The organism is Bacillus sp. FSL K6-2944, from assembly GCF_038005385.1.
GTDB classification, from domain to species: domain Bacteria; phylum Bacillota; class Bacilli; order Bacillales; family Bacillaceae_G; genus Bacillus_A; species Bacillus_A cereus.
Map to the genome: position 1 here is coordinate 375001 of NZ_JBBOTE010000003.1, position 11542 is coordinate 386542.

Sequence of the window (11542 nt, forward strand, 5' to 3'; positions counted from 1 at the left end):
CTGTCTCAACCAGAGACTCGGTGAAATTATAGTACCTGTGAAGATGCAGGTTACCCGCGACAGGACGGAAAGACCCCGTGGAGCTTTACTGTAGCCTGATATTGAATTTTGGTACAGTTTGTACAGGATAGGCGGGAGCCATTGAAACCGGAGCGCTAGCTTCGGTGGAGGCGCTGGTGGGATACCGCCCTGACTGTATTGAAATTCTAACCTACGGGTCTTATCGACCCGGGAGACAGTGTCAGGTGGGCAGTTTGACTGGGGCGGTCGCCTCCTAAAGTGTAACGGAGGCGCCCAAAGGTTCCCTCAGAATGGTTGGAAATCATTCGTAGAGTGCAAAGGCATAAGGGAGCTTGACTGCGAGACCTACAAGTCGAGCAGGGACGAAAGTCGGGCTTAGTGATCCGGTGGTTCCGCATGGAAGGGCCATCGCTCAACGGATAAAAGCTACCCCGGGGATAACAGGCTTATCTCCCCCAAGAGTCCACATCGACGGGGAGGTTTGGCACCTCGATGTCGGCTCATCGCATCCTGGGGCTGTAGTCGGTCCCAAGGGTTGGGCTGTTCGCCCATTAAAGCGGTACGCGAGCTGGGTTCAGAACGTCGTGAGACAGTTCGGTCCCTATCCGTCGTGGGCGTAGGAAATTTGAGAGGAGCTGTCCTTAGTACGAGAGGACCGGGATGGACGCACCGCTGGTGTACCAGTTGTTCTGCCAAGGGCATAGCTGGGTAGCTATGTGCGGAAGGGATAAGTGCTGAAAGCATCTAAGCATGAAGCCCCCCTCAAGATGAGATTTCCCATAGCGTAAGCTAGTAAGATCCCTGAAAGATGATCAGGTTGATAGGTTCGAGGTGGAAGCATGGTGACATGTGGAGCTGACGAATACTAATAGATCGAGGACTTAACCATATAATATGTAGCAAATGTTATCTAGTTTTGAAGGAATATGCCTTCATAGTTTGGTGATGATGGCAGAGAGGTCACACCCGTTCCCATACCGAACACGGAAGTTAAGCTCTCTAGCGCCGATGGTAGTTGGGACCTTGTCCCTGTGAGAGTAGGACGTCGCCAAGCAACTAAAAACACAAGTCATTTGACTTGTGTTTTTTTGTATTGTTAAAAAGAATGGGAAAGAAGTAATGGAAATACAAACACGTTGCCCAAGAGTTAATCATATTATATAAAAGATGGGTGTATATTTTTCTGTAAATTGTTAAGGATTAGAAGTATAAAATAGGTTCACTTAAATAGGGAGGGAAGATTATGAAATTACAAAGTGAAGTTTGTATTGTTTGTGAGACAAAAAGAAAAGAAGGTATATATGTTTATAATAATTTAATATGCCATGAATGTGAAAAGGATATGGTGAATACAGAGACAGATGATCCGAAATATATATATTATTTAAAGCAGCTTCGAAAATTAGAAGTATCATATTTTTAAATAGGCATATGCCTATTATTTTTTTTGTTCTGTATAATAGATAGAGAATGAATAATAAGGAAGAGATGTAGATGAATCAAAATCGTATGCCTTTATATGAGGCGTTAATAGAGTTTAAAGAAAGAGGGCCGTTATCCTTTCATGTTCCTGGTCATAAGAATGGTTTAAACTTCCCTCAGGAGGCAATAAGAGAGTTTAAAGGTATTCTATCTATTGATGTAACTGAATTAGCAGGACTAGATGATTTGCATAGTCCGTTTGAATGTATAGATGAGGCACAACAATTATTGGCTGAAGTTTATAATACAAAGAGAAGTTATTTTTTAATTAATGGTTCAACAGTCGGGAACTTAGCAATGATTTTGTCTTGTTGCGGGGAACATGATATTGTTCTTGTACAAAGAAATTGTCATAAATCAATTATTAATGGTTTAAAACTTGCGGGAGCAAATCCCATTTTTTTAGATCCATGGATTGATGAAGCTTATAACGTACCAGTGGGAGTTCGTAATGAAATTATTAAGAACGCAATTGGAAAGTATCCAAATGCGAAAGCACTTATTTTAACGCATCCTAATTATTATGGTATGGGGATGGATCTAGAGGCAAGCATCGCTTTTGCACATGCACATAAAATCCCTGTTTTGGTAGATGAGGCACATGGGGCACATCTATGTTTGGGAGAACCATTTCCGAAGTCAGCATTAACATATGGTGCAGATATTGTAGTTCATTCTGCACATAAAACATTACCCGCAATGACAATGGGTTCCTATTTACATATAAATAGTCATTTAGTAGACGAAGATAAGGTTACTACTTATTTAAGTATGCTACAATCTAGTAGTCCATCGTATCCAATTATGGCTTCCTTGGATATAGCACGCTTTACAATGGCGCGTATAAAAGAAGAAGGTCACAGTGAAATTGTTGAGTTTTTACGAAGATTTAAGGAACAATTACGTTCTATTCCCCAAATCACCATTTTAGAATATCCGTTGCAAGATGAGTTAAAGGTCACCGTACAAACTCGTTGTCAGTTATCAGGGTACGAATTACAGTCTGTATTTGAAAAGGTCGGTATATATACAGAGATGGCTGATCCGTACAATGTCCTATTTATTTTACCCTTACAAGTAAATGAGGGATATATGAAGGTTATAGAGATGATCCGAGTAGCATTGCAACATTATGAGGTGAAAGACAAGAGGGAATCTATTCGTTATACTTATAATGGTGAATTCTCTCTTTTACCGTATACGTATAAACAACTAGACGGATATGAAACAAAGATAGTATCTATAGAAGAGGCTGTTGGAATGATAGCGGCGGAAATGGTGATTCCGTATCCACCTGGAATTCCATTAATTATGTATGGAGAGAGAATTACTTCAGAGCATAAAGAGCAAATTATGTATTTAGAAAGAGCAGGAGCTCGTTTTCAAGGTAATACGAAATATATGAAAGTGTATGATATAGAAAGTAGGTTTTAGGATGAAGGGATTATTTGTAACAATTGAGGGCCCAGAAGGTTCAGGTAAAACAACGTTAATTAAAAGCTTATTGCCATATTTTGAACAAAAAGCACAGAAGGTAATGGCGACAAGGGAACCAGGCGGTATTGCAATTTCTGAGGACATTAGGACGATTTTACATAAACAAGAATATACGATGATGGAAGCACGTACAGAAGCGCTTCTTTATGCTGCTGCGCGCAGACAACATTTAGTAGAAAAAGTTATGCCAGCACTTAATGAGAACTACCTCGTGTTATGTGATCGTTTTATAGATAGCTCTTTAGCATACCAAGGCTATGCAAGAGGATTGGGTATGGATAAGGTATTTGAAATAAATCGTTTCGCAACAGAGGACTGTATGCCTAGTTTAACAATTTATCTAGACATTGAGCCTGAGGTTGGTTTGGCTCGGATTGAAAAAGATGCAGGACGTGAAGTAAATCGACTAGATATGGAAGATATCTCTTTCCATAAACGTGTGCGCAAAGGGTATTTACAAGTTGTAGAACGTTTCTCGGATCGTATTGTATTGGTAAATGCTGATCAACCGATGGAAAAACTTATAGAAGAAGTTGTTCAGATTATAGAAGATAAATTGTTATAATAGAAGGAAAGAATGAAATAAGTGAGGTATGCATTATGACGAAGACGTGGGAGCAGCTTTCTGCTATACAACCCATCGGTGTAAAAATGTTGATGAATAGCATTGCAAAAGAGCGTATATCCCACGCTTACTTGTTAGAGGGAGGGAAAGGGACAGGAAAGTTTGCGACAGCAATTCAAATGGCAAAGAGTTTCCTCTGTTCTGAGCGGAATGGAGTAGAGCCCTGTCATGTATGTACAAACTGTAAGCGAATTGATTCAGGTAACCACCCTAACTTACATATTGTAAAACCAGACGGATTATCTATTAAGAAGCAGCAAATTCATGATTTACAAGAAGAGTTTTCAAAAACAGGATTAGAGGCAAATAAAAAATTATATATTATTGAGCACGCAGATCGTATGACAGCAAATGCGGCAAATACACTTTTGAAATTTTTAGAAGAACCAAGTAGTGATACAACTGCTATTTTACTTACTGAACAAAGTCATCAAATTTTAAATACGATTTTATCTCGCTGCCAAGTTGTTACGTTTAGACCGTTACCTACGGAATCTTTAATTAGAAGATTACAGGATGAAGGGATTACAGCATCTTTATCGACACTTGCTGCTCAACTTACAAATAGTTTTGATGAAGCTTTAGCTTTATGTAGTGATGAATGGTTTGCACAAGCACGAGCTTTAGTGATAAAATTATGTGAAGCGCTCGAAAAAGATAAAACCTCTATTTTTTTTGTACAAGAAAAATGGGGAAAACACTTTGGAGAGAAAGAACAATTACAGCAAGGTTTAGATATGTTACTCCTTATTTATAAGGATTTATTATATGTTCAACTTGGAGAAGAAGATCGTCTTGTTTTTCATGAGCAGAAAGAGATATTTGAATCGTTTTCCTATGCTCAGAAGCGCATTGTATCAGCTCTCTTTAATATATTAGAGGCAAAAAATAGAATCAACGCTAATGTAAATGCGCAGCTTGTGTTCGAACAGTTAGTGTTGCGGTTGCAGGAGGGATGACCGTTTTGTATGATGTAGTAGGTGTTCGCTTTAAGAAGGCCGGAAAGGTATATTACTTTGATCCAAACCAGTTCGATATCTCTGAAAATGAGTTTGTCATTGTAGAAACGGTAAGAGGTATTGAATACGGAAAAGTAGTTATTACCAAAAAACAAGTTTATGAAAACGACGTTGTATTACCGCTAAAAAAGGTTATTCGTATTGCAAATGAAAATGATCGTACCATTGTTGAAGAGAACAAATATGCTGCCAAAGAAGCATATCAAGTCTGTCAACAAAAGGTAGTAGAGCATAATCTTGATATGAAACTTGTAGATGTAGAGTATACATTCGATCGTAATAAGATTATTTTCTATTTTACTGCGGATGGTCGGATCGATTTCCGCGAACTAGTGAAGGACTTAGCCGCAATTTTTAGAACAAGAATTGAACTAAGACAAATTGGTGTTCGTGATGAAGCGAAGATGCTAGGTGGTATTGGTCCATGTGGTCGTATGCTTTGTTGTTCTACTTTTTTAGGGGATTTTGAACCTGTATCCATTAAAATGGCAAAGGATCAAAATTTATCATTAAATCCTGCAAAAATCTCTGGTTTATGTGGTCGCTTAATGTGTTGCTTAAAATATGAGAATGATGAATATGAGGCAGCAAAGGAACAACTTCCTGATTTAGATCAACGTATACAAACCCCGCATGGTACTGGCCGTGTTATCGGATTAAATATTTTAGAAAGATTAATTCAAGTGGAACTAGTAGACAAGGAACGGATAGTAGAATATACGTTAGATGAGTTAGTGAATAAAGGGGTCGTTTCGAGTCAAACCACAGATTAATGAGGTGGGTGCTTGTGGAGAAAAAAGATATTTTTGAATCGGTTTCTAGTATGGAAGAGCAAATTGGACATTTATATAAACAGTTGGGAGAGTTAAAACAGCATCTTGCAGAGTTGTTGGAAGAAAACCAGCATATAAAAATGGAAAATAACAATTTGCGACACCGTTTTGAAGAAGTGCAGAATAAAGAAAAACAAAAAACTCAAAAACGTAAAGAAGTGAAGCCGAAAACAGATATTGGTGAAGGCTATGACAATTTAGCGAGACTATATCAAGAAGGTTTTCATATTTGCAATCTACATTATGGAAGTGTACGTAAAGAGGGAGATTGTTTGTTCTGTCTTTCATTCTTAAATAAAAAGTGAAATTACCTTTCCAATTATAATTGGAAAGGTAATTTTTTATACATGAAATAGGGTAGGTTAAGGGTAAGAAAAGGAGCAGTATATGAATTTATATGAAGATGAACGTTTAGATTACTTATTAGCACAAGACATGAAGATTATACAAAGCCCATCAGTATTTAATTTTTCTTTAGATGCCGTTTTACTTGCAGATTTTGCATGGGTACCAATTCAAAAGGGGAATTTACTTGATTTGTGTACAGGTAACGCTGTTGTTCCCCTTCTATTAAGTACAAGAACAAAAGGAAATATTACTGGTGTGGAAATTCAAGAACGCTTATATGATATGGGAGTAAGAAGTGTTCAATACAATGGGTTGGAAGAAAGAATTCACCTCATACATGGAGATTTGAAAGATATGCCAGAGAAACTTGGACGTCATCAATATGATGTTGTTACATGTAATCCACCATATTTTCAAACACCTCAAACTTCAGAGAAAAATATGAATGAACATTTAGCGATAGCTCGTCATGAAATTATGTGTACATTAGAAGATGTTGTATCTGCAAGTAGTCAGTTAGTAAAACAAGGTGGGAAAGTAGCGTTTGTACATCGTCCAGGGCGATTACTAGACATTGTCACATTAATGCGTAAATATAAAATTGAACCAAAGCGTGTGCAATTTGTTTATCCTAAGGTTGGAAAAGAAGCAAATACATTGTTAATTGAAGGAATTAAGGATGGAAATGCAGATTTGAAAATTTTACCGCCTCTCGTTGTATATGAGAACAATAACGAATATACAAAGGAGCTACGTTCAATTTTATATGGAGAAGAATAAGCACTTTTTTTATGTGGTAGAGTGCTCTGATGGAAGTTATTATGCTGGATATACAAACCATATAGAAAAGAGAATTCAGACTCATAATAGCGGCAAAGGGGCTAAGTATACACGCGTCAGGCTTCCTGTCGTTTTAAAATATGTAGAGACCCACGATGATAAGCGTACAGCTATGCAAGCGGAGTATTACTTTAAGCAATTAACGAGAAAACAAAAAGAGGCATATATGCAAAAAGGAGAACGCTATGTGGCAACAAAAAAGCTTTCAACAAAATGAAAAGGGAGTTTTATATTTAGTACCAACTCCTATTGGAAATCTAGAAGATATGACATTTCGTGCAATCCGAATTTTAAAAGAAGTTGATTTAATTGCTGCTGAAGATACGAGACAAACGAAAAAACTTTGTAATTATTTTGAAATTGAAACACCTGTCACGAGTTATCATGAGCACAATAAAGAAGTAAGTGGGAAGAAACTATTAGAGAAATTAGAGGATGGAAAGAATGTAGCACTTGTTAGTGACGCTGGTATGCCGTGTATTTCTGATCCAGGTTACGATATTGTCGTTGAGGCAGTAGCTGAGCAATATCATGTAATTCCGCTTCCTGGAGCAAATGCAGCCCTTACAGCATTAATTGCATCCGGTCTTGAAACAAAGCAGTTTTATTTCTATGGTTTCTTGCAGAGAAACAAAAAGGAACGGAAGATGGAGTTAGAAAAGCTTCGTTATGTACAAACTACAATGATGTTTTATGAAGCACCTCATCGTTTAGATGATACTTTAATTTCGATGCAGGAAGTGTTGGGAAATAGAGAGATTGTATTATGTCGAGAGTTAACGAAAAAATTTGAGGAATTTATTCGAGGAACAATCGAAGAAGCAATTGAGTGGACGAAGCAAAATGAAGTACGTGGTGAGTTTTGTATTTTAGTAGCTGGTTCAACAGAAGAACCTGCTCCAGAAGAACAATGGTGGGAATCTCTTTCGGTATATGATCATATTGAATATTATATAAATGAAAAAAGTATGAATTCAAAAGAAGCGATTAAAACAGTCGCTAAAGATCGAGATTTGTCGAAAAGAGATGTATATCAAATCTATCATGTCGATAAAAAATAAGCTTCTCATAATTGAGAAGCTTATTTTGCTGTTTCGATATAATCTTGAAGTTCGTTTAAGATTTGCTCAGCGCCTTCTTTGCTTAAGATGATTTTACCTTCAGCTAAAGAAAGGTTACCGTCAGATACTTCACCAGTTACTTGGCAAGTCATGTTTGGTTTATATTTCTTTAAGATGATTTTTTCGTCATCAACATAGATTTCAAGAGCGTCCTTTTCTGCAATACCTAAAGTACGGCGTAATTCGATTGGAATTACTACACGACCTAATTCATCAACTTTACGAACAATACCAGTAGATTTCATAATTTTTTTCCTCCTAAATAAATAGTTTATAAGTTTCGAGTCTATTTTTAGATTCGTCATTTTTCGACAAAATACCCTATGGACATATGATACCAATCATTTACATTTCCGTCAATTCTTAAATTCTATATTTTTTAAAAAGATTTATAGATTTCTTATTTCGTATATATAATAGATTGAGAGGAAATTCCACAATTATTTACATTATTTTCTGAAAAAATAATAAATTAAAAGTGGATATTGTATATTTTTTTGAAATATGAGCAATAGATGATAAAGATATTGAGCATTAAGATCTAAATTGAAAATTAGGTTGGCGTAAAGAAGATAAGTTAGATTTGGGCTGCTCGTAAAAGCCCAATTAACGTAGGCTAATAATTAGTGGGGAGGAACAAAAAACCTACTGATTAAAGTTTCACTTTATATATGAGTTTTTGATATACTGTTTATAAATACATATGAGGTTATTCGGGAGGTCCAAAACAATGACAGAGGAAAATAAGTCCTTTTATATTACTACCCCAATTTATTATCCAAGTGGAAAATTACACATTGGACATGCTTATACGACAGTAGCAGGAGATGCGATGGCACGATATAAGCGTATGCAAGGTTATAATGTGCATTATTTAACAGGAACTGATGAACATGGACAGAAGATCCAAAAGAAAGCAGAAGAGTTAAATATTACGCCACAGGCATATGTTGATAACATTGTTGCAGGAATTAAAGAGCTTTGGGAGAAGATGGATATTTCTTATGATGATTTTATTCGTACAACTGAAGATCGTCATAAAGATGTTGTCGAAAAAATCTTTAAACAATTAGTAGATCAAGGTGACATTTATCTTGATGAATATGAAGGTTGGTATTCTGTACAAGATGAGACGTTCTATACAGAGCATCAATTAGTAGAGCCAATTATGGAAGGCGACAAAGTAGTTGGAGGAAAAAGCCCAGATAGTGGTCATGATGTAGAACTTGTTCGTGAAGAATCTTATTTCTTTAGAATGGGTAAATATGTCGACAGACTATTAAAGTTCTATGAAGATAATCCACATTTCATTCAGCCGGAGTCTCGTAAAAATGAAATGATTAATAATTTTATTAAACCGGGATTAGAAGATTTAGCAGTTTCTCGTACTTCATTTGACTGGGGAGTTCGTGTTCCTGGTAACCCAAAACACGTTATTTACGTATGGGTTGACGCATTATCTAACTATATTACGGCGTTAGGTTATGGAACAGCAAATGAAGAGAAATATAAAAAATTCTGGCCTGCAGATGTGCATTTAGTTGGGAAAGAAATTGTTCGTTTCCATACAATTTATTGGCCGATAATTTTAATGGCATTAGATTTACCTCTTCCGAAGAAAGTCTTTGCTCATGGCTGGATTTTAATGAAGGATGGAAAGATGAGTAAGTCAAAAGGAAACGTAGTAGATCCAGTTACATTAATCGATCGTTACGGATTAGATGCATTACGTTATTACCTACTTCGTGAAGTTCCATTTGGATCTGATGGCGTATTTACACCAGAAGGATTTGTGGAGCGTATTAATTTCGACTTAGCAAATGACTTAGGTAATTTATTAAATCGTACAGTAGCTATGATTGATAAGTACTTTAACGGAGAAATCCCTGCATTTAAAGCAAATGTGACGGAATTTGATGAAACGTTAGTAGCGTTTGCACAAGATACTTTGAAAAAAGTAGAAGAAGCAATGGAGAATATGGAGTTCTCTGTAGCGTTAGGATCTATTTGGCAACTAGTTAGTCGTACGAATAAATATATTGATGAAACACAACCATGGGTATTAGCAAAAGATGAGAATGATCGTGAAAAGTTAGCCTCTGTAATGGCTCATTTAGCAGAAGTACTTCGTCAAACAGGTATTATGCTTATGCCATTCTTAACAGTAGCACCAAGCAAGATGTTTGCTCAGCTTGGCCTTACTGATGAAGCTCATAAATCTTGGGAAAGTCTATCTACAATTGGCTGCATTCCAGCTGGAACAAAAGTAGAAAAAGGAAACCCAATTTTCCCTCGTTTAGAAATGGAAGTGGAAGTAGAGTACATTAAAGAACAAATGAAAAGCTCTGCTCCTAAAGTAGAAGAGAAAAAAGAAGAAGAACCGAAGGCAGAAGAAATTACAATTGATGATTTCTTTAAAGTAGAATTACGCGTAGCTGAAGTACTATCTGCTGAACCTGTGAAAAAAGCAGACAAGCTGTTAAAAATTCAACTAGACTTAGGTACAGAAAAGCGTCAAGTTGTTTCTGGAATTGCAAAATTCTATTCGCCGGAAGACTTAAAAGGTAAAAAGGTTATTTGTGTAACAAACTTAAAACCTGTAAAATTACGCGGTGAATTATCGCAAGGTATGATTTTAGCGGGTGAAGAGAATGGCGTATTGTCATTAGCATCAATTGACCAAAATCTACCAAATGGTACAAAAATCAAGTAATTAAGACAAGAAAAGAGATGTTTCACGTGTAACATGTGTGAAGCGTCTTTTTTCTTTTTACACTCTCTATTTTTGCATTAAGATTGTAGTATTGTTATCGTTAAGTTATTAAAGAACTTATTTTTGTAGAATAAACTTGATTTCAATATAAAAGGAGTTATGTATTATGTTGTTTGATACACATTCACATTTGAATGCAGAGCAATTCGAAGGAGATTTGCAAGAGGTTATTGCCCGAATGAAAGAAGCGGGAGTTACTTATACAGTTGTTGTTGGTTTTGATGAAGTAACGATAAAAAAGGCGATGGAATTAGCTGAAGCCTATGATTTTATTTACGCTGCGGTTGGGTGGCACCCAGTTGATGCAATCGACATGACAGAAGAACATTTAGCTTGGTTAGAAGAACTTGCTTCTCATCCTAAAGTCGTTGCACTTGGAGAAATGGGCTTAGATTATCACTGGGATAAGTCTCCAAAAGAAATACAGAAAGAAGTATTCCGTAAACAAATTGCATTAGCGAAAAAAGTAAAATTGCCGATTATTATACATAACCGCGATGCAACTCAAGATATTGTTGATATTCTAGAAGAAGAGAATGCAGCTGAAGTAGGAGGCATTATGCATTGCTTTAGCGGCAGCGTAGAGGTAGCAGAGCGATGTGTTGATATGAACTTTTTAATTTCGTTAGGTGGACCAGTTACATTTAAAAACGCTAAGAAGCCGAAAGAGGTTGCTACGGAGATTCCATTAGAGAAATTGTTAATAGAGACGGATTGTCCGTATTTAACACCGCATCCATTTCGAGGGAAACGAAATGAACCGAGTTATGTAAAACTCGTGGCAGAAGAAATTGCGAATTTAAAAGGAATTTCTTATGAGGAAGTAGCAGAAATGACAACTAAAAATGCAAAAGTTTTATTTGGTGTTGAATAAAAAAGAATGGGGAAACCTGTTCTTTTTTATTTTGAGAAAAACTAGTAGAAGTGATGAAGAAAATAAATGTGAATGATGAAGTGTTACAATAAGGACAGAGAACAAAGAT

The 11542-nt window shown here is 36.4% G+C and carries 12 protein-coding genes and 2 rRNA genes (1 of these 14 cut by a window edge); 13 read left to right on the forward strand and 1 reads right to left on the reverse strand.

Annotated features, from left to right (window positions below; all coding sequences use genetic code 11):
- The 11 genes from MHH55_RS28355 to rsmI all read left to right on the forward strand — a co-directional run.
- Positions 1–910, forward strand: a 23S ribosomal RNA gene (locus MHH55_RS28355); it begins 2012 nt to the left of the window's first position.
- A 49-nt stretch (positions 911–959) separates the two neighbouring features.
- Positions 960–1075, forward strand: a 5S ribosomal RNA gene (gene rrf, locus MHH55_RS28360).
- A gap of 189 nt (positions 1076–1264) precedes the next feature.
- Positions 1265–1444 carry a sigma factor G inhibitor Gin gene (locus MHH55_RS28365; protein ID WP_000776278.1) on the forward strand — a complete coding sequence of 60 codons (180 nt, stop codon included), beginning with the start codon at positions 1265–1267 and terminating at the stop codon, positions 1442–1444.
- A 71-nt stretch (positions 1445–1515) separates the two neighbouring features.
- Positions 1516–2937: an aminotransferase class I/II-fold pyridoxal phosphate-dependent enzyme gene (locus MHH55_RS28370; RefSeq protein ID WP_017657146.1), complete on the forward strand. Its 1422-nt coding sequence runs from the start codon at positions 1516–1518 to the stop codon at positions 2935–2937.
- 1 nt (position 2938) lies between these two features.
- Positions 2939–3565 (forward strand): dTMP kinase, encoded by a 627-nt coding sequence (gene tmk / locus MHH55_RS28375; protein WP_078186628.1) that lies wholly within the window; start codon positions 2939–2941, stop codon positions 3563–3565.
- Positions 3566–3600: 35 nt separating this feature from the next.
- Positions 3601–4584, forward strand: a complete 984-nt coding sequence (gene holB, locus MHH55_RS28380) for a DNA polymerase III subunit delta' (RefSeq protein WP_048538417.1) — start codon at positions 3601–3603, stop codon at positions 4582–4584.
- A gap of 5 nt (positions 4585–4589) precedes the next feature.
- Positions 4590–5417, forward strand: a complete 828-nt coding sequence (locus tag MHH55_RS28385; protein WP_139362439.1) for a PSP1 domain-containing protein — start codon at positions 4590–4592, stop codon at positions 5415–5417.
- Positions 5418–5431: 14 nt separating this feature from the next.
- Complete coding sequence (gene yabA, locus MHH55_RS28390) at positions 5432–5782, forward strand: DNA replication initiation control protein YabA (RefSeq protein WP_000412063.1); 351 nt, start codon at positions 5432–5434, stop codon at positions 5780–5782.
- An 82-nt stretch (positions 5783–5864) separates the two neighbouring features.
- On the forward strand, positions 5865–6605 hold the full coding sequence (locus MHH55_RS28395; RefSeq protein ID WP_001055366.1) for a tRNA1(Val) (adenine(37)-N6)-methyltransferase: 741 nt from the start codon (positions 5865–5867) through the stop codon (positions 6603–6605).
- Complete coding sequence (locus MHH55_RS28400; RefSeq protein WP_000414350.1) at positions 6592–6882, forward strand: GIY-YIG nuclease family protein; 291 nt, start codon at positions 6592–6594, stop codon at positions 6880–6882. Before MHH55_RS28395 ends, MHH55_RS28400 begins: the two co-directional genes overlap by 14 nt.
- Positions 6851–7726, forward strand: a complete 876-nt coding sequence (gene rsmI, locus MHH55_RS28405; protein WP_000267821.1) for a 16S rRNA (cytidine(1402)-2'-O)-methyltransferase — start codon at positions 6851–6853, stop codon at positions 7724–7726. Before MHH55_RS28400 ends, rsmI begins: the two co-directional genes overlap by 32 nt.
- A gap of 20 nt (positions 7727–7746) precedes the next feature.
- Here rsmI and MHH55_RS28410 read toward each other — a convergent pair whose 3' ends face one another.
- The gene (locus MHH55_RS28410) at positions 7747–8031 is read right to left on the reverse strand and encodes an AbrB/MazE/SpoVT family DNA-binding domain-containing protein (RefSeq protein WP_000843036.1); all 285 of its coding nucleotides are present in this window, start codon (positions 8029–8031) and stop codon (positions 7747–7749) included.
- A 485-nt stretch (positions 8032–8516) separates the two neighbouring features.
- Here MHH55_RS28410 and metG point away from each other — a divergent pair, with 485 nt between their 5' ends.
- Positions 8517–10499, forward strand: coding sequence for a methionine--tRNA ligase (metG, locus tag MHH55_RS28415; protein WP_000134140.1), 1983 nt, complete (start codon positions 8517–8519; stop codon positions 10497–10499).
- 166 nt (positions 10500–10665) lie between these two features.
- Positions 10666–11433: a TatD family hydrolase gene (locus tag MHH55_RS28420; protein ID WP_000895851.1), complete on the forward strand. Its 768-nt coding sequence runs from the start codon at positions 10666–10668 to the stop codon at positions 11431–11433.
- Positions 11434–11542 lie beyond the last annotated feature (109 nt).

Excerpts from the sequence above, each read along its gene's own strand:
- MHH55_RS28365 (WP_000776278.1), top strand. The coding sequence starts at position 1,265 with ATGAAATTACAAAGTGAAGTTTGTATTGTTTGTGAGACAAAAAGAAAA.
- MHH55_RS28370 (WP_017657146.1), top strand. The coding sequence starts at position 1,516 with ATGAATCAAAATCGTATGCCTTTATATGAGGCGTTAATAGAGTTTAAA.
- tmk (WP_078186628.1), top strand. The coding sequence starts at position 2,939 with ATGAAGGGATTATTTGTAACAATTGAGGGCCCAGAAGGTTCAGGTAAA.
- holB (WP_048538417.1), top strand. The coding sequence starts at position 3,601 with ATGACGAAGACGTGGGAGCAGCTTTCTGCTATACAACCCATCGGTGTA.
- MHH55_RS28395 (WP_001055366.1), top strand. The coding sequence starts at position 5,865 with ATGAATTTATATGAAGATGAACGTTTAGATTACTTATTAGCACAAGAC.
- MHH55_RS28400 (WP_000414350.1), top strand. The coding sequence starts at position 6,592 with ATGGAGAAGAATAAGCACTTTTTTTATGTGGTAGAGTGCTCTGATGGA.
- rsmI (WP_000267821.1), top strand. The coding sequence starts at position 6,851 with ATGTGGCAACAAAAAAGCTTTCAACAAAATGAAAAGGGAGTTTTATAT.
- MHH55_RS28410 (WP_000843036.1), bottom strand. The coding sequence starts at position 8,031 with ATGAAATCTACTGGTATTGTTCGTAAAGTTGATGAATTAGGTCGTGTA.
- metG (WP_000134140.1), top strand. The coding sequence starts at position 8,517 with ATGACAGAGGAAAATAAGTCCTTTTATATTACTACCCCAATTTATTAT.
- MHH55_RS28420 (WP_000895851.1), top strand. The coding sequence starts at position 10,666 with ATGTTGTTTGATACACATTCACATTTGAATGCAGAGCAATTCGAAGGA.